Origin of the sequence: Desulfovibrio piger, assembly GCF_951793255.1 — a bacterium.
In the GTDB taxonomy this organism is placed as follows: domain Bacteria; phylum Desulfobacterota; class Desulfovibrionia; order Desulfovibrionales; family Desulfovibrionaceae; genus Desulfovibrio.
This window is the reverse complement of sequence record NZ_OX636706.1, coordinates 482,523-498,683: the sequence shown is the minus strand read 5'-3', so window position 1 is coordinate 498,683 and position 16,161 is coordinate 482,523. Positions and strand designations below refer to the sequence as shown.

Genomic DNA, 16,161 nt, shown 5'->3' with positions numbered 1-16,161 from the left:
GGAAGGGACCGGCATCCGCAACTCTTGGGCTTGATGCCGGGGAAGGGCGTTTTCCCATCCCCTGCCGAGGTGGAAGACCATGGCCTGCCGGGCTCTCACCGGGGCGCGTTTTTGAGGGGCAGGGCGCATCCGGAGAGGGACAGGGGCCGGGGAAAGGGCCCTTCTTGCGTCATGCACAGGAGGTCCCTTTCCCGCAGCCCTTTCCCCCGGTCAGTTTTGCAATGATGCCTGGCGGCGGGCGGCGTGGTTGACGGGCCCGCAGCCCTTGCCGGGCGCGTAGCTCTTGCGCAGGGCAAGGTTGAGGAATTCCTGGGCGCGGGTCACGGCCACCTGCAGGGGCAGGCCGTGGCCAAGGCCGGTGGCGATGGCGGCCGACAGGGTGCAGCCGGTGCCGTGGTTGTTGTTGGTCTCCACCTTGGGCTGGGGCAGGAACTTGGGCGCCTGTCCGGCCTGGCAAAGGCAGTCCGTGACCACGATGGAGCTTTCCATATGACCGCCCTTGATGAGCACGGCCTTGGCGCCCATCCTGATGAGCGCCTCACCGGCGGCAGCGGCGTCATCGGCGCAGCTGATGGTCATGCCGGTGAGCATCTCGGCTTCGGGGCGGTTGGGGGTCAGCAGGTCGCAGCCGGGGATCATGCGTTCCTTGAGGGCCTCCACGGCATCCTCACGCAGCAGGCGGCTGCCGCTCTGGCTCACGGAAACAGGGTCCACCACCAGCGGGAAGCTGCGGTCGCGCAGGGCGTCGGCCAGGGCGTTGATGATGCCGGCCGAGAACAGCATGCCGGTCTTGGCGGCGTGCACGGGAAAACCGTCCAGCACGGCGCGCAGCTGCAGCACGACGAATTCGGGCTCGGGCGCGTGGATGCCGGTGACGCCCAGGCCGTTCTGGGCGGTCAGGGCCGTGATGACGCTCATGCCGTAGCCGCCTAGGGCCATGATGGTCTTGAGGTCGGCCTGGATGCCGGCACCGCCGCCGGAATCGGAACCGGCAATGGTCAGGATGTTGGGGGTGCGCATGGATATCTCCTGTTCTGTGATGGCGGTCTGACGGCCGTAGGACACAAGCGGCCGGACAGCAGGGTTATACGCTGCCTCAGGGCACGGCGCAATGCCGGGCGTCAGGCCGGGCGCGCCGTACCGTCGGCACGAAAAAAGGGCAGGGAAGATCCCTGCCCTTGTGCGTGGCTATGGAGCGGTGAGCGCTACACTTCGTCGATGCTGGGAGCACCGGCGATGGGCTTGCGGCCCAGAGCTAGGAAGGCGACCAGGCTGACGACGGCCACGATCACGCCGATGATGTCGGCGATCTCGATGCCCATGCCAAAGCCCATCTTGGGCTCATAGCAGATGTAGGAGATACACACGGCCGTCATGAAGGTGGCGGGCACGGTGCAGATCCAGTGCAGACGATGCTTGCGGTACAGGTAGGCGCCGGAGGCCCAGAGCATGATGGCGGCCAGGGCCTGGTTGGCGAAGCCGAAGTAACGCCAGATCACGTTGAAGTCCACGAAGTTCAGCACCACGCCGATGGCGAAGATCGGGATGGCGATGGCCAGACGGGCCGGGATGGCGGACTGCTTGAAGTTGAACATTTCGGCGATGGTCAGGCGGGCGGCACGGAAGGCCGTGTCACCGGAGGTGACGGGCAGGGCCACCACGCCCAGGATGGCCAGCACGCCGCCGACGGGGCCCATGAGGGCGCGGGCGGTCTCGTTGACCACGTTGGCGGGACCGCCGGCAGCGGCCAGGGCTTCGGGGCTGGTGTAGAAGGTCATGCCCACGGTGGCCCACACGAGGCCGATGAAGCCTTCGGCCACCATGCCGCCGTAGAACACGGCCTTGCCCTGCTTTTCATTGGACAGGCAGCGGGACATCAGGGGCGACTGGGTGGCGTGGAAGCCGGACAGGGCGCCGCAGGCGATGGTGATGAACACCAGCGGGAAGATGGGCAGCTGCTGGGGATGGTTATTGGGGAAGGAGGCCCAGTTGTAGAACTCGCAACCGTTGGTGAACATGGTCACGGTCATGCCCACGGCCATGATGATCAGCACGGCGCCGAACAGGGGGTAGAGGCGGCCGATGATCTTGTCGATGGGCAGGATGGTGGCCAGGAAGTAGTAGGCGAAGATGACGGCGACCCAGAACATCTGGTCCATGTAGTCGGGGGTCAGCTTGGCCAGCAGGCCGGCGGGAGCGGCCACGAAGACCACGCCCACGAGCAGCAGGAGGATGACGGCGAACACGCGCATCACCTGCTTGGCCACGTTGCCCAGGTTGTAACCCACGATGGTGGGCACGTTGGCGCCCTTGTAACGCACGGAGAGCATGCCGGAGAAGTAGTCATGCACGGCACCGGCGAAGATGGTGCCGATAACGATCCACAGCAGGGCGCTGGGGCCGTACAGGGCGCCCAGGATGGGGCCGAAGACGGGGCCCACACCGGCGATGTTCAGCAGCTGGATGAGCCAGACCTTCCACATGGGCATTTCGACGTAGTCGACGCCGTCGGCCATGGTCTTGGCGGGGGTGGGGCGGTTTTCGTCCGCACCGAAGATTTTGGCGACGATGGAACCGTAGATGATGTAGCCCACGATGAGGCCGGCTACGGCAAGAAGAAAGTAAACGTAATTCGGCATAGTATCCGCTCCCTCTGCGGCTATTCCGGTTAAAAGGTGAAAGCGGCAGCCGTGCCTTTGGCGTCCGGCTGCCCATTGTTAGTAGGGGTTCGTGATTAGCATGGCGAAAGGGGGGCGTCAACAGAGGGAAATGCTTTTTTCCCGCTGCCGGTGCGGCTGCCGGGGCGTCCATGCCCGCCGGGGAAGAGAGGGTTTTTTCGGAAAAACAGGCAGTTGGCACGATTTTTGTTTCAGGCTGTCCCCCGGGGCGGCTGGAGCGCATTCTCCAGGAACAAAAACTTCGGGCCATGCAGGGGCCCAAGGCGCATCGGGCCCGCCGGGCAGCGGCGGGGAGGGCAGCGCAAAATGCCTTCACAGCCGTGTGCCGGGATGCTAGCATGCCCACAGCCTGCCGTACCGTCGGCAGCGAGTTTTTATGGGCGTGCCTTCCCGCCGCCCGGAGGTCCTGCATGAAACTGGAAACCAAGGCACCGGTGCAAAGCCGGTTCGCTACCCCCGCCTCCGCGTCCCCGTCCGGCGGACGGCTGGATGACCTGCCCGCCCCCAGGACGTCACGCGGCGGACACAAGCTGGGCTGTCTGGCCCTGCTGGCCCTTTTGCTGGTGGCCGGGGCCGCCGTGTGGCTGACCCGTGACGATGCCACCCGCGATGCCTGGCGCAAGGACGCCGTGACCTGGCTGGATGCGAAGCTGGAAGGCACGGCCCTGGCGCCCCTCATGAACCTGCTGCGCGAGACGCCTCCCCCGCCCCCGCCGTCGGTGGCCACGCCCGCCACGGAGCCGGGCACGCTGGCCGGTCCCACGGTGCAGGGGACGGTCAGTGCCCTGGTCAGGACGGACTTCGTATCCCCCGGGGCCGTCGCGCCCGTCCCCGCAGGGCAGGAGGTGCCAAAGCGCCAGTATCCTGCGGACAGCCGTGTGCAGCCCGCTTTCGTGGATGACCTTGCCGGACATGTGCTGGAGCGCTTCCAGGGCAGCGGTCTCGATCTGAGCCTGCCGTCCCTCAACCAGCGCTACGGCGTCAAGCTGACGGGCCTGGCCGGCGGCAGCCGCGCCGCGGTGCTGCGCTATGCCTTCCATCCCGACATGCTGCGCAGCCTGTACACCATCTATGCCGACCGCTTCCTGGACAGCCTTGACCGCCAGTGCACGGAACGCAACTGGAGCGACCTGCAAAAGCGGCAGCTGCACATGGCCCTTGCCGGGCGTCTGAACGCCTGGGCCGCTGCCCTGGACGGCGTGGCCGCCGTACCGGACCTGAGCGCACGGCTGGCCGAGAGCGAGCGCCTGTTGCAGGAATCGTTGGACATCTACGGCCGCATGGCCGGCACGGTGTTCGAGCTGGACGAGGCCCGGCAGCGCAACGATGCCGCCGCCATCGCCACGGCGCAGCTGCGGGTGGACGACATCACGGGCCGCTACCGTCAGGCCATGGATGCCCGAACGGCGGCCCAGCATGCTCTGGTGGGCGACATCCGCCGTCATGCCGGTGCCGCCCTGGATGACGACAGCCTGCTGTTCGTGGCCCAGTGGGTGGGCCGCCGCCTGCAGCAGGACAGCAAGGCCCTGGCCACCGTCCGCGCCGGTTCCGCCGCGTTGCGTGACATGGCGGGCCGTTGCACCCGGATCGCCAGCGGCAAGGCGGCTGCGGAACAGCCTGCGGCCCCTGCCGTCAATGATGTTCCCCTGCGGCCCGGCCCCAAGCAGGCCCGGCCCCGTCCGGCGGCAGCTCCGGCACTTCCGGCTGCGGCCGGCGGGAGCGCGCCTGTTGCCCCGGCTGTTCCGGTAGCGGCACCGGCGGTCGCTCCGCAAGGGACTGCTCCGGCGGCCCTGCCCGCGCAGGGGCCTGCCGTCGGCGGGACGGTCACGCCTCCGGCCCTCGCGGCCCCGCAAACACCTGCGGCGCCCGCGTCCGTGCCCATGCCTGCGGCCCAGCCCCCGGCAACGGGAGGCGCTTCGGCCGGCGGTCCCGTGCTGCCCGCACCGGCCCCGTCCCGTTAGGGAGACGACGTCCGGCCCGTTCCCGCAAGCAGGGGAGCGGGAAGGGCGGAGGCAGGGCGGTATGGCAGCCGTCTCCGGTCATACGGCCATGCGGGAAGGATGTCCTTTCGCGGCAGGCTGGATCCGGCCGGAGTCCCGGCAGTTTCATGATGCGCGGCGCGATAACTCACCAGGCAGCGGCGCGATAAGTTCTTCCAAAAGCCTACTACATATTTGTCAACAAAATTACAAAAAAGCGAAGGGCGAGGGAAACCCCTCGCCCTTTCTGTTTACGGTCTATTCGGTCTCGTTTTCGCGCTCAGCGAGTACGGCTGTCAGCCTGCCCCGGCTGATCTCGTAATATTCTGGAGATAGCTCCATACCGATATAGCTCCGGCCCGTCCTGATACATGCCTCGCCCACGCTCCCGCCACCCATGAATGGATCCAGGACAGTCGCCTGTGGAGCCGCCACAGCCAGCAGGTCTTCGATGAGCTCCACCGGCTTGCTGGTCAGATGCACTTTTCTGGCGGCAATCACAGGGTAGCCATACACGCCCGGCAAGCAGGCTCGCGTATGGGCAATGAAGCGCCCCTTGACGGCGAACAGCACATATTCGCACTGCTGACGAAACTTGCCGATTTGCGGGCGGGCACTCCGCTTGTCCCAAGGCACGATGCCCAGCCATTTCCACCCTGCGGCTTGCACGGCATCACTCAAGGCCGGAAGTTGCCTCCAGTCAGTGAACACCATGAGCGGTGCACCTTCGCGGGCAATACGCCAGCATTCGCCGAGCCACAGCGTACACCACATGATCCAGCTATGCTGGTCCTTGGAATCGCCCAGCATGGGCGGGTATTGTTTCTTTGTTCCACTAGACTGATATTTTTGTGCCGGGTCGGCCTGTCGTGCCCCCAGAGTGACGCCTCCGCTGGAATACGGCGGATCGGTGAGGACCGCGTCCACGCTTGCCTCAGGCAAGGTTGTGAGGACGCGCAGGGCATCCCCCTGATAGAGCGAGATACCGTCCGTTTGAAAGTGAGAATCCATATATTTCTTCTTCAAAACGGGGCTCGTGGCCCTCATCGCTGGAACTCTCGGTTCTCAGGAGTCAAGCGGCATGGGGAAAACGCGCCTTCCCTCGCGCGCCATGATGCAGGCTCCCACAGCATACGCCTGCTGGGGCAGGATGCCGTTCCCCAGAGCCTTCAGGCGTCTGCGCCATTCAGGAAGAACCCGCCGGGGAACGGGCGGGGTATTTACGGGATAGTCCAGCCCTCCGGCACACCCATCATCCACTCGATAAAGGACGGGGCCGGGATATGCGTGCCGGACGGCTTCGCGGCTTTGCCCGACAATCCGTATTCCAAGCCAAGCAAGTATGCCGAAAGGTTGGTCGACTTCTCCCACGATTCTTTGGAGCGGAGATAGAAGCCTACGCTCTGGGTCAGGGCCGTTACCGTGGGGGAAGGCAACAACAAACACGCGTTCGCGCCGATGAGGGGCACCAAGGGCGGCTGCGGAAAGCACTTCCCATTCCGCATCATACCCGATCTCGGCCAAATTTTGCAGGACGATCTCAATTCCCCTGGCGAGCAAGCCCCGGACGTTTTCGATGATGACGTACCGGGGACGTATTTCTCCGATGAGTCGTGCGTATTCGAGCCACAGGCCGCTGCGCGTGCCCTTCTTGATTCCCGCATGTTTCCCTCCCTGGGATACGTCCTGACAGGGGAAGCCGCCGCAGAGCACATCCACGGGCGGCAGTTCAGAGCCTTTCAGAGTATTCACATCCTCATAAAGAGGAATGTCCGGCCAGTGACGTGCGAGTACCGACCGACAAAATGGATCAATCTCGCAAAACCATTGATGCCTGAATCCCGCCCAGCTCAGGCCAAGGTCACACAGACCGGCTCCGCTGAACAGGCTGCCCACTTTCAGCATGACAAAGCTCCTGTGGACGCTCTGGACGTTCCGAATTGGGGCGCGTGGCCCGCAGAATGAAGAAGTTCTTGCATCGCCCGCAGCGAAACTCAAGCTCGACGGCTTCCCCCTTGGCAATAAGCTTGTTGCAGTACGGGCACCTGATTTCCGGCAAATCTCTCTTGTTCATAGTGTCAAAAGCGTTGCGCCCCGCGAATAATCCGCCTATTCTGCCTTTTGTCTCACCCCGAGACGACCGACAGGCGGATACTCTGCAAGCGGCTGCCTTCCGCTTGTGGGGCCGTGGTCCGGTATGGTCCTTGCCGGGCCGGTGGGGGCGTGTGGAGCGCCCCCGCCACTGTCAAATCTTGTCCAGCCGCAGGCCGGGTGCGGCGTTGACCGCTTTCTTCTTCAGCCTGTAGCGCGTGTGCTGATAGACGCGCAGTAGCATGGTCGGGTCAGCATGGCCCATGACCTCCGCCACCGCTTTCACGTCCGCGCCATGTTCCAGGGCTTCCGTGGGCATGGCATGACGCAGGCTGTAGGGCGTTATGCGCCGCGTGATGCCCGCCGCTTTGCGGGCCTGGTGCCAGGCATGGCCTATGCAACGCACCTGTCGTCCTTGCCAGTGGATGACCCACGGGCAGCTCCGTTTTTCGTCTTCCTCTTTCCACGCCCGCAACAGGGGCAGAATATCGTCCCGAATAGGGACGATTCTGCTGTCTTCCTTCGCACCCTTGGCCGCGTTGGGCATCCTCATGTAGCCCGCCGTCAGTTCCACGTCCGCCCACGCGAGCCTGAAAAGCTCGCTGGGGCCTATGCGCGGCCCTGCGGCCATGCCAAGGACAATCACACGCCGGATATGCGGCGCGGCCATTTTGTACATGCGCGCAGCCTCGGCTCGCGTGGGCGGATCGATGCGCCGAGCCCTGGGACGATGCAGCCGGAAGCCTGCCAGAGGCGACGCAGGCAGGCGGCCCGTCTCCACGGCCCAGGTCAGGACGGTACGCCACAGCCGGACGCGGTGGTGCGCTGTGGTGGCCATGACGCCGCGCCCCCTCTGGGCGGCCAAAAACTCCTGCATCTGGGCCGCGCCCCCCCGGCGGGCTTGCCAGCCCCCGAACAGGGCCAGCAGCTGATTGAGATGATATCGGGTACTGGTGCGGGTCACATCCCGTGTGATCTGGTGTGCCAGATAATCCTCTGCCAGTTGGCGGGCCGTCATGGTGGCCCGTTTGTGTTTTGTTGTCATATGACCTCCTTGTGGGAGGCCATTGCATCAAAATGCGTATACCTCGGCCAGAGAGGCGGGGAATGGGCGCGGGAAAAGTACGTCATGGATGGCATGCATCATGGCACGGGCAGCACGTTGAGGATGCAGCCCACCCACACCCGTCCCCATGCCCGGGATGGCCACACACTCCAACCCGGCCGCCAAAGCACAGCGCACGGCAGCCCGTGTGGCCAGATAGGCCGGCTCCGCCGTCTCCAGGCCGCGTGGCACGCGCATGGTCGGTGCACTGATGCACCAGCGGATGCGCGGGTGCCCGGTCTCCACCAGCAATGCCTGCCCCACCAGCAGCTCACCGCCAGTCTGTTCCCGGATCATCCGTTGCAGACGCTGCTGGAGTTGCGGACCGAAATACTGCGTATAGAGGGCATCCAGGCCGCCATCCATAAATCCGAACGAATTGGCCGGGCTGACCACAGCAGCCACGTCCAGGGAGAGGATACTCCCCTCCACCACGCGCACAGTGCGGGACAGGTCCTCGCTGATATGCTCTCGCCATGCCTTAGCCAAGTAAGGCTGCACTGCACAAAGGATAATTTCCATATCTTCCCCCATTACAAAGCCCCCCGCAGCTCAGGTGGGAGCTGCCTGCGGGTTCGTTCTGATTCATAGGATGTCCGGCAGTGATCCTTGTCTCCCAGCCATGCCGCCATTTTATCCAAGCAGCGGCATGGCCAGGAGCGCACGCCATCTTTGTGCCAGCGCCAGCAGCGTGAACTCAGCGTTTCGTCAGGCCAGCCACCGATGGCCGCATTCACAAGCTGGTCGCAAGCCACGAGCAGGTTGTGGAGGTAACTGGGCATCAGATAGCCTTCACATCTTCCACGGTCTGCGCGGCGGCCACGGCAGCCTTGCGCTGTCCGCCAATGGCCATCTGGGTGGCCTTGTGGTTCAGCGCGGCCGCATAGATGGGCAGGAAGGTCTCAGCGGTCAGTTGCAGGATGACCAGCTCTCCCTTGCTGTCAGCCGTGTGGTTACGGTAGGCATTCCAGGGCGTGGTAGTAGGGATACCGCCATCGCTGGCCGTCGCGAGCTGCATGGATACGGCCGCGTCGGCGAAGTTCTGCTGGTCAAAGCTGTCGTAGGAGAAGTGCAGCAGCTCAGGCGTGCCGGTATCCGGCGGGGTGGCCTCGCACTCGAATCCGGCCATGATGGCGGAAGAGGTCTCGGCGTCGATGGCGGAGAGCTTGCGGGCTTTCACGTTCTCCAGGGAGTTGTAGGCTTCCTCGGCGGCTGCTGCTTCGGCTTCCAGCCGTCTTTTCTCCTCTTCCCACAGGGCCACATACGGCACGACCTGCTCGTCATAATCCTCAGCAGTCAGCGGCTTGTTGGGGCCGTCCGTCCACTCGGTATGGCCAGTGTCCCCACGCCATTGCAGGGCATGCAGATTTTCGGGAGCCACATAGGTAAAAACGAGGGTCGCGCCATCGACGATGATCAAATGGTCAGCGGGAACTACGGTAACTTGAGGCATGGAAAAGCTCCTGGTTATGCCGCATGGCGGCGATTAAAAATGTCTTTCCGGCACTGTCGGCGCCACGACGTTGAGCGTGGAGCAGATGCCTGGGCATAATCATACTGCGAATGTTGGTAAGTTCCATACGGGCGGAAATAATCGAGGTACATATGCATCAGGTGATAATGTCGTTGCATCTACTAGCCAGACAGGGGGGTCTCAGTCGCACACGCACAGCCTGTCCGGGGTCAGCTCCGAGGCCGCAGACAGCCTTCCGCCGTACTACGCCGGACATTATGTGATCCGCGTCTGAGCCCCGGTAGACGTGGGGTTGAGGGTGACGGCCGGGTGTTTCCGGCACTGTGGGTGAGACCACGTTGTCCACTAAGCAGATGCCAAGCCATACACATGGTTATCGCAAGGTCACATCGTGGAGCGGCTGGCACGGCAAAAATGACGGCAATGACTGCAAACCGCCGAGAGACGGACAGCCCACTGATGCCTCGGGCGGTTCCCAGGCGCATACTCATGCGTTGTCGGGAGCCAAATCCGGGTCGGCCAGCACGCTCCCGCCATACTATGCACTCACCTACATCATGCGCATCGCATGATGTAGGACAGGGCGTAATAGGGAGGCAGGTTTGAGGCGCTGCCAGACTCGGCCCCGGACAGACTATGCGTATGGGCTTGGGAGCCGCCTGTTGCATCAGTCGTTTGTTTTCCGGAGTTCGCACTGCCTTTGGCTTCTGCAATATTGCCATAAGTGCCCTTGTCGAACGTATGAGTATGTCTTGGCATCTGCGCCACGCTCAAGGTCGTGCTGCCGACAGTGCCGGAAACACCTGGTCATGGTCCCGCAGACCACGCCTGCCGCCGGATCAGGCCGTCCGCATGATGTACGAAAGGGCATAATACGGAGGCAGGGAGGACGCCTCCCCAGATGCTCCATCCAGCGTGTGCGTATGGGGTTGAGAGCCACCGGCAGCCCCTGTCTGTCTCTGTCCTGCGACCTCGCTCCGCTGGCTACCTCCTGCCGCATTTGTCGTGCCCGAAGTGGTACTGTGGCTGTGAGAGGGCATCTGCTCCGCGGTAAGCGTCGTGGCCCCGACAGTGCCGGAAATACTGTGGCTATGGGTCTCAGAGCCGCCGGTGGAGCCAGCCGTATGCTCATCGGAGGCGCCCAAAATCATGCGCCCGCGCAGATCCGGCACGGTGCCGCCTTTGCCGTCGCTGCCACCGTCACAGAGTATCCAGTCCTCACGGGCCTCTGTCTCCCCGGGCATGATGGCCCGACGGCCATCGCTCCCGCCGAAGGTCACGCCGTCGATGGCAACAGGGAGGCGCGGCGGGAATATTGTCCAAGGATCGATATTTCCGATGGCCTCGATCAAGCCCGCGACCTTCTCCTGCAGTGCCGAAAAATCATCGGAGCTCACACCACCCAAGGTTTCAAGATCAAGAGGATCACTCCCCCCCGGGGCATGAGTATCGGCATGGGAGGGCAAGATGTCCTTACGCAGCTTGGGGCCTGCCCCGTTGTTGGCGAACAGGCGGCGGATGATTCCGGGAAACGACATGGCTGACCTCCTACTTGCAGCGGACCAGGATGTCCCGATCCGTGGCGACTTCGATGTTCCAGGTGATTTTCGTGCTGGTCTGGCCCTTGCTGCCGACCTCGGCGTACTGCTCGCCGATCATGCAGGCGACGCCGTCCAAAAAGACCTCCAGCGCCACGCTGCCCACCTCATACTGCGGCACCGTGAACTGCGTGCTGGCCGCGATGGCCGCCGAGCGGCTCCCGGCAAGGGAGCGCAGCTCGGCAGCCTGGGCCACGCGGAGGGAGTCCGGCAGCATACCGATTTTGTTACCTTTGGCATCCTTGATGATATACGACACAGGACTCCCTCCCTGCCCCCTAGACGGCGGCTTTTTCGAAGACGATGCCGTTGGGGTTCATATCCGCGGGGATCTCGCCGCCATTCTCGATGATGGCCACCATACGGCCGGAGTAGTAGGTCTTGCCGTTGATGATCGCGGTATCACCGGTGGCGGAGATGCCGTTGAGGACGTCGGCATTGGCGTGCTCGTGGGCCTTGGCCATAGCGGCTTCAACGCCTTCCTTGCCCTGGATGTCGGTCCACTTGACGACCAGATCCATGCTTTCGGCTTCGGCGATCTTCACCCACCGTGCGCCGTCGTAGATGTACTGGGCAGCACCGGAGGTAACGGTCGCATCAGCCGTGGCATCCTTGACCCAGCACAGGTCCCCCTGCTTCGGGCTCTCCAGACCGTCACGGGCAGCGATGTCGTTGACGATATGGCAGGGGACCTTGCCGCTGATAGCGGTTTGCAGTGAGGCGAGCTTGGTTTCGACATTGCTGCCATCGTTCGTCTTGACCTGTTCAGCGGTGGTTTCGGGCAGGATGGTGTTCTTCTGCGCGTCAAGCAGTTTAACCTTAATGAGTTCAGCCATGAGTTTTCTCCTTACTCATGAGAGGGTTTGTCGATATAGGCCACGTTCGCGGCCACGTCCTCGAGGCGTGTCTCCAGCGCGTCCACGCGCTCGGCGATGCCCTCCGGCACCTCCACGCCCTCCAGCTTCGGCTGGATGCTGTAGGCCCGCACCAGCACCCGCATCTCGCTCCCGGCCGGAGCAGCGAAAAGCAGGCGGATCGCGGTCGATTCCAGCGCGTCAGCCGAAGAAATTTCCTCGTACTGCTGGCCCGGATAGCAGGCCACGCCGTCCCAGAAGACATCCAGCAGATGTTTTCCCGGCGCATAGGTCAGGCCCTCCGGCAGGGTCAGCGCGCCGCCTTCCTCCACGGGCGCGTCCAGCGTCCAGACGGCCTCCCGGTTGCGGCGCAGGTCTTCCACCACGCCCGCGATTTGGAGCAGTTCCAGCCGCGAGGCGTAGCCCGCCTCGCTGACCACGATCTCCACGTCCGCCGTGCCGGACATGATGATGGGCACGGACAGCTCATGCGTGGTGGCCTGTCCCAGCACGGATTTCAGCTTGTAGAACGGGGCATGGTTGCCGTAGGCGTAGAGCACGGGCTCGCCGTCGTCCTCCAGCGGTTCGGCCCAGACGCCGAACTCGCGTATCCAGAAGCCGCCTTCCGTGGTCGGGATGACGATATGGACCCAGCAGATGTTGGGGTCTTCCTCGTCCTGCGACAGGCTGTCGATGGGGCGGCGGTAGACCTCATGCACCAGCGCCACGGCATCATCAGTTGGCACGGGGACTTCGCCGTCACCATCGCCCACGGCAATGACGCTGAGACGGACGGGCTTGCCCGCGGCATGGGCGGCGGCTTCCAGCGCCGCGCCGGCACGGGTGAGCAGACAAAAATATTCGGGGGTGTCGGTGGCGACGCCGCCCACTTCGGGCAGGTCGTCCGTGCCGCCGGGAACGACGGCTCTTACGGTTGCGGACATACGCGACTCCGGGTCATGGTCAACAGGGCAAGGGCAACGCGGCCGCGCGCCGCGGGCACAGGCCGCGGCGGCGTAAAGGGACGGAGGCGGCCGCGCGAGCAGATCAGGCTTACGAAGGCGATGCGCGGACGCGCGGGGGCCGCCGGCTCCGGCGGAAAATGCAGGCGCACGCGACTCAGGGTGCGCATGATGCCGGCCGTCGCCACATGGACGCGGGCGGGCGGCACAGGTTTTGGCGGGAACCAGAGGCGCACGCGGTTCAGGGTGCGCATGACACCCGCCGTGGCCACGGCTATGGGAAGGGGCCTGCGGGTGAAGGTCTCAAGGCATTCAAGCCAGCTGCGCACGTTCTTGTAGTCGAGGATCAGCCGGACGGCGCTGGTCATGCCCGATTCGTCCAGACCAAGTTCGCTCACGTCCAGACGCACGCGGAAGAAGAAGGGATCGCCGCCATAGGCGAACCACTCTTTTATGCTCGCCTCGGTGGGCAGCGCCGTTTCCAGCGCCGTGCGCACGGCCCAGGGCGTGCCCTTGTGCCGGTGCAGCTCAATGGCTCTTTTCAGCAGCGCCCGCCGGGCGGCTTCCGTTCCCGCCAGATTCCAGCCCTCCACCCCCAGGATATGGAACTGCTCCCCCAAGGCCGGCAGGGCTGACGCATCCACAAGGTCAAAAAGATTGACGAGCGGTGTAGAGACGGGGAGCGCCGAAATGCGGGCCGCGAGCCGGGCAAGAGCTTCCATGCGAACGTCGCCCCGAAGCGACGGCTGAAGCAGGTCGTCCCTATCCATTTTTCCGCTCCGGCATTATGGTGATGCGGATCTCTTCCCAGTCCACCCACTGGCTGGCATCGGTCTCGCGATCCGATTCCGGTGCGACCAGATGCACGCGGTACACCCCGTACACGGAAAGCAGGGCGACAAGCTGGGTACGCACGATATCCACGCCGAGCTTCGTGCGACCGGATTCCAGCCAGGAAGACACTGCCTGATCGACCAGTGCCCTGACGGCCGCTTCATCGGCCCAGACATAGAGAGTCAGCTCCGCCTCGAGGCGTGCGGGCACACGTAAAGCCGCATACACATGGACAAGGTCTGTCAGGGGGCGGATTTTTTCTCCGCTGACATAGGTCGCAACCAGTACCAGCTGGGCTTCGCCGGGCAGTCCATTTTGCGCCAGAAGATACAGATCCACTTCTCCGGGCGCGGGCGACAGGACACCCACATCCACAATGTCCGGAGAGGCGGAAAGCGCGTGATACCGGTAGGCAAGTTCGCTCCCCGCGACGGAAAAAGCCTCGGGCGCAAGCATGATGCGCTCCCGCAAATGTCCGTCATCTTCAGCGTCCACACCTCCTGCCGTGGTGTCCACATTGGCAACACTCACGTCCGCATCGGAAAGAGGATCGGCAAGCTGGCATACTCCGCCGGGAAGTATCCCGTTGGCCGCGGCGCCTCCTTCGGAGCATTGCGCAGCGGCATCCACGAAAAACTCTCCTGCCTTCAGCACCACGGTCGCCAGCGTGTCGAAGCGGTATGCTCCGTCCTGGCTGTAGATTTTCACGCCTGCGGGAATGGACAGGTCGGCAGGGAGTGCCGTCTTCACAGAGAATCGCATGACACAGGATGCCGCCGCTTCGGAAAGTCGCGTCACACCGACAAGCTCTCCCAGCATGTCCAGCATGGGAGCCTGGGCGTAGCGGACGAGATTCTGTTTTGCCGCCTCCTGGATGCCCACACGGACAAGGTGTTCCCGGTAGGCGATCAGATTTATGATCAGCCGCTCGGCCTGCGCCGGGTACAGCGTGCGCCCGGTCAGTTCCTCATATTTGCGGATGCAGGATTCAAGTACGGCCTGCTGGTCCGTCTCGATGAACTTCGGTTCCGGCAGTTCTCTCATCATGCCGCGCCCCCCATGACGACGCTTGTCGTGTTCCGCCCGTCCGTACCGCTCATATCGGCAAGCCTCCAGGTTATGCGGACCACGGCATGGCCGCCGCTTTGCTCCTTCCCCTGGCTTACCGCCACACCGTCAACACGGATGCGTGGTTCCCAGACGAGCGCCGCACGCACTTCCCGCACGATATGAGGCCGGGCCGCGTCCAGGGGCAAGTCAAGATAATTGCCCGCGTCGCACCCGAAATCCGGCCGTAACGGGTCGGAACCTTTGGGGGTGGTCAGGATGATGCGGATGCACTGGTGCACATCCGCGATCTGCTGCACGACGCCGTCCCCCCCAAGGGCAAGTTGCCAGTGGGGGGTGTCTGGAGTCGCGCGGTATCGGGAGGAGGCAAGCAGGTTTGACATGTCTCCTTTATAGGAAACGGAGCGCGCCGCGTCTTTGAAAGGGCTTTAGGAAAACGAAAAGCCCCGCCGAAGCGGGGCCTGTAGTTATTCTTCCACAACGGAATCAAGTGTTTCCTGCAATGTTCGGAACAGGTGATACTGTCCGTCCGCGCCGTCGCCGGACAGTTCCAGCGCGATGCGGTCCGAGTCCGGCTGATGAAGATGAAGGGATATGTCGCCAAGATAGGCCAGAATCCGCGAAACGTTGGTTACGGTATCCATGGGACAGCCGGGAACGTACAGAGGATTGACGGGAGCTTTCATGCCAGCACCCCCTGAACCATACGGATTTCAGGGCGCGTTTCCGTCCTCGGCGCGGCCATGAAGCCGAAGCGCCGCTTGAGCCGCCGCACCGTCCAGCGGCTGACATGTAAAAGTTCCCCGACTTCGCGCTGGGTCAGCCCTTCGTCCAGCAGGGCAAGGGCGCAGTCGGCCAGCCGGGCGCGTTCTTCCCCGGCAAGGCGCTGGGCCGCCGCCCGCGCCCCGGCCAGAAACAGGTCGCCGTCATGCCGTTCCAGCAGTTCCCTTTCCATCGTATTGAACGCCTCAATGTAGCGCAGCTTCCAGCGGATGGCCGCCGGGCCGGTCATGCCCATGATCAGAAGGCTGAAGGCGTCGCGGGTCAGGCGAAAGGCACGAAGTTTACGTCCTGTCTTGTCGGTGTATTCACTGAATCCAAAATTGGATTCAGTGAAGGAGTTCGGAAGGAGAGATTTGAGTCGGTCGATGTCGCGGAGAATGTGAAGATGCTTCTTCTGGAAGTGCAGGGCTACGTCGGTGGAAAGGCAGGTGGGGCGGCCCTGCGCGTCGGGCGTCAGGGCAATGGCGGGAAGCTGGGTCATGAAACACCTCTTGGATTTTCTTATTGACCTTTTCAGAAAACAAAAAGGCCGGGAGCTAAGAACCGTCCAAGAAACGGCGGGCCTATTCCCGACAAGCGGTATTGTATTAGCCCACTCCCGACCTGTGAGATCGTACTATACACCACCGCCAAGAAAAAAACAGTCTTGACAGAGCATAAAAAGAGCCACGCTACGGGGTGACCAGCCGTCTTGGAAGGAGTTCTTAAGCTCCTGAAAAGGACAGTTACCTCGCC

At 63.5% G+C, this 16,161-nt stretch carries 18 protein-coding genes; 1 reads left to right on the top strand and 17 read right to left on the bottom strand.

Annotated elements, in window-relative coordinates:
- Positions 1 to 210: 210 nt before the first annotated feature.
- Complete coding sequence (thiD, locus tag Q4I12_RS02505) at positions 211 to 1,020, bottom strand: bifunctional hydroxymethylpyrimidine kinase/phosphomethylpyrimidine kinase (RefSeq protein ID WP_297158563.1); 810 nt, start codon at positions 1,018 to 1,020, stop codon at positions 211 to 213.
- 185 nt (positions 1,021 to 1,205) lie between these two features.
- Positions 1,206 to 2,639, bottom strand: a complete 1,434-nt coding sequence (locus Q4I12_RS02500) for a carbon starvation CstA family protein (protein ID WP_168935161.1) — start codon at positions 2,637 to 2,639, stop codon at positions 1,206 to 1,208.
- Between the two features lie 449 nt (positions 2,640 to 3,088).
- On the opposite strand from Q4I12_RS02500, the gene Q4I12_RS02495 reads away from it, so the two are divergent.
- Positions 3,089 to 4,639 (top strand): hypothetical protein, encoded by a 1,551-nt coding sequence (locus Q4I12_RS02495; protein WP_302260430.1) that lies wholly within the window; start codon positions 3,089 to 3,091, stop codon positions 4,637 to 4,639.
- A 276-nt stretch (positions 4,640 to 4,915) separates the two neighbouring features.
- Here the strand turns inward: Q4I12_RS02495 and Q4I12_RS02490 are convergent, their stop codons facing one another.
- The 15 genes from Q4I12_RS02490 to Q4I12_RS02415 all read right to left on the bottom strand — a co-directional run bounded on the left by Q4I12_RS02490 (position 4,916) and on the right by Q4I12_RS02415 (position 15,907).
- Positions 4,916 to 5,668: a DNA-methyltransferase gene (locus Q4I12_RS02490; protein WP_302262085.1), complete on the bottom strand. Its 753-nt coding sequence runs from the start codon at positions 5,666 to 5,668 to the stop codon at positions 4,916 to 4,918.
- A 54-nt stretch (positions 5,669 to 5,722) separates the two neighbouring features.
- Positions 5,723 to 6,562 carry a DNA cytosine methyltransferase gene (locus Q4I12_RS02485; RefSeq protein ID WP_302260429.1) on the bottom strand — a complete coding sequence of 280 codons (840 nt, stop codon included), beginning with the start codon at positions 6,560 to 6,562 and terminating at the stop codon, positions 5,723 to 5,725.
- On the bottom strand, positions 6,519 to 6,731 hold the full coding sequence (locus Q4I12_RS02480; protein WP_302260427.1) for a Com family DNA-binding transcriptional regulator: 213 nt from the start codon (positions 6,729 to 6,731) through the stop codon (positions 6,519 to 6,521). The genes Q4I12_RS02485 and Q4I12_RS02480 overlap by 44 nt, the downstream gene beginning before the upstream one ends.
- A gap of 171 nt (positions 6,732 to 6,902) precedes the next feature.
- Positions 6,903 to 7,793, bottom strand: a complete 891-nt coding sequence (locus Q4I12_RS02475; RefSeq protein WP_302260425.1) for a tyrosine-type recombinase/integrase — start codon at positions 7,791 to 7,793, stop codon at positions 6,903 to 6,905.
- A gap of 27 nt (positions 7,794 to 7,820) precedes the next feature.
- Positions 7,821 to 8,375 carry a macro domain-containing protein gene (locus Q4I12_RS02470; RefSeq protein ID WP_302260423.1) on the bottom strand — a complete coding sequence of 185 codons (555 nt, stop codon included), beginning with the start codon at positions 8,373 to 8,375 and terminating at the stop codon, positions 7,821 to 7,823.
- Between the two features lie 259 nt (positions 8,376 to 8,634).
- Positions 8,635 to 9,306, bottom strand: a complete 672-nt coding sequence (locus Q4I12_RS02460; protein ID WP_302260421.1) for a DUF4376 domain-containing protein — start codon at positions 9,304 to 9,306, stop codon at positions 8,635 to 8,637.
- 860 nt (positions 9,307 to 10,166) lie between these two features.
- Entirely contained in the window at positions 10,167 to 10,865 is a 699-nt protein-coding gene (locus tag Q4I12_RS02455; protein ID WP_302260420.1) for a hypothetical protein, read from the bottom strand.
- 10 nt (positions 10,866 to 10,875) lie between these two features.
- Positions 10,876 to 11,184, bottom strand: coding sequence for a hypothetical protein (locus Q4I12_RS02450; protein WP_302260419.1), 309 nt, complete (start codon positions 11,182 to 11,184; stop codon positions 10,876 to 10,878).
- A gap of 19 nt (positions 11,185 to 11,203) precedes the next feature.
- Complete coding sequence (locus Q4I12_RS02445; protein WP_302260418.1) at positions 11,204 to 11,761, bottom strand: hypothetical protein; 558 nt, start codon at positions 11,759 to 11,761, stop codon at positions 11,204 to 11,206.
- Between the two features lie 11 nt (positions 11,762 to 11,772).
- Positions 11,773 to 12,723 carry a phage tail protein gene (locus tag Q4I12_RS02440; protein WP_302260416.1) on the bottom strand — a complete coding sequence of 317 codons (951 nt, stop codon included), beginning with the start codon at positions 12,721 to 12,723 and terminating at the stop codon, positions 11,773 to 11,775.
- Positions 12,708 to 13,511 (bottom strand): phage tail protein I, encoded by an 804-nt coding sequence (locus Q4I12_RS02435; RefSeq protein WP_302260414.1) that lies wholly within the window; start codon positions 13,509 to 13,511, stop codon positions 12,708 to 12,710. Before Q4I12_RS02435 ends, Q4I12_RS02440 begins: the two co-directional genes overlap by 16 nt.
- Positions 13,504 to 14,622: a baseplate assembly protein gene (locus tag Q4I12_RS02430; RefSeq protein ID WP_302260413.1), complete on the bottom strand. Its 1,119-nt coding sequence runs from the start codon at positions 14,620 to 14,622 to the stop codon at positions 13,504 to 13,506. The genes Q4I12_RS02435 and Q4I12_RS02430 overlap by 8 nt, the downstream gene beginning before the upstream one ends.
- Positions 14,619 to 15,026, bottom strand: a complete 408-nt coding sequence (locus Q4I12_RS02425) for a GPW/gp25 family protein (RefSeq protein WP_302260411.1) — start codon at positions 15,024 to 15,026, stop codon at positions 14,619 to 14,621. Before Q4I12_RS02425 ends, Q4I12_RS02430 begins: the two co-directional genes overlap by 4 nt.
- Before the next feature lie 84 nt (positions 15,027 to 15,110).
- Positions 15,111 to 15,329, bottom strand: coding sequence for a hypothetical protein (locus Q4I12_RS02420; RefSeq protein WP_302260409.1), 219 nt, complete (start codon positions 15,327 to 15,329; stop codon positions 15,111 to 15,113).
- A complete protein-coding gene (locus tag Q4I12_RS02415; protein WP_302260408.1) occupies positions 15,326 to 15,907 on the bottom strand; it encodes a Rha family transcriptional regulator in 582 nt (193 codons plus the stop codon). Before Q4I12_RS02415 ends, Q4I12_RS02420 begins: the two co-directional genes overlap by 4 nt.
- Positions 15,908 to 16,161: the final 254 nt, after the last annotated feature.

Coding starts and splice junctions, on each gene's coding strand:
- thiD (WP_297158563.1), bottom strand. CDS start 1,020: ATGCGCACCCCCAACATCCTGACCATTGCCGGTTCCGATTCCGGCGGC.
- Q4I12_RS02500 (WP_168935161.1), bottom strand. CDS start 2,639: ATGCCGAATTACGTTTACTTTCTTCTTGCCGTAGCCGGCCTCATCGTG.
- Q4I12_RS02495 (WP_302260430.1), top strand. CDS start 3,089: ATGAAACTGGAAACCAAGGCACCGGTGCAAAGCCGGTTCGCTACCCCC.
- Q4I12_RS02490 (WP_302262085.1), bottom strand. CDS start 5,668: ATGGATTCTCACTTTCAAACGGACGGTATCTCGCTCTATCAGGGGGAT.
- Q4I12_RS02485 (WP_302260429.1), bottom strand. CDS start 6,562: ATGCTGAAAGTGGGCAGCCTGTTCAGCGGAGCCGGTCTGTGTGACCTT.
- Q4I12_RS02480 (WP_302260427.1), bottom strand. CDS start 6,731: ATGAACAAGAGAGATTTGCCGGAAATCAGGTGCCCGTACTGCAACAAG.
- Q4I12_RS02475 (WP_302260425.1), bottom strand. CDS start 7,793: ATGACAACAAAACACAAACGGGCCACCATGACGGCCCGCCAACTGGCA.
- Q4I12_RS02470 (WP_302260423.1), bottom strand. CDS start 8,375: ATGGAAATTATCCTTTGTGCAGTGCAGCCTTACTTGGCTAAGGCATGG.
- Q4I12_RS02460 (WP_302260421.1), bottom strand. CDS start 9,306: ATGCCTCAAGTTACCGTAGTTCCCGCTGACCATTTGATCATCGTCGAT.
- Q4I12_RS02455 (WP_302260420.1), bottom strand. CDS start 10,865: ATGTCGTTTCCCGGAATCATCCGCCGCCTGTTCGCCAACAACGGGGCA.
- Q4I12_RS02445 (WP_302260418.1), bottom strand. CDS start 11,761: ATGGCTGAACTCATTAAGGTTAAACTGCTTGACGCGCAGAAGAACACC.
- Q4I12_RS02440 (WP_302260416.1), bottom strand. CDS start 12,723: ATGTCCGCAACCGTAAGAGCCGTCGTTCCCGGCGGCACGGACGACCTG.
- Q4I12_RS02435 (WP_302260414.1), bottom strand. CDS start 13,511: ATGGATAGGGACGACCTGCTTCAGCCGTCGCTTCGGGGCGACGTTCGC.
- Q4I12_RS02430 (WP_302260413.1), bottom strand. CDS start 14,622: ATGATGAGAGAACTGCCGGAACCGAAGTTCATCGAGACGGACCAGCAG.
- Q4I12_RS02425 (WP_302260411.1), bottom strand. CDS start 15,026: ATGTCAAACCTGCTTGCCTCCTCCCGATACCGCGCGACTCCAGACACC.
- Q4I12_RS02420 (WP_302260409.1), bottom strand. CDS start 15,329: ATGAAAGCTCCCGTCAATCCTCTGTACGTTCCCGGCTGTCCCATGGAT.
- Q4I12_RS02415 (WP_302260408.1), bottom strand. CDS start 15,907: ATGACCCAGCTTCCCGCCATTGCCCTGACGCCCGACGCGCAGGGCCGC.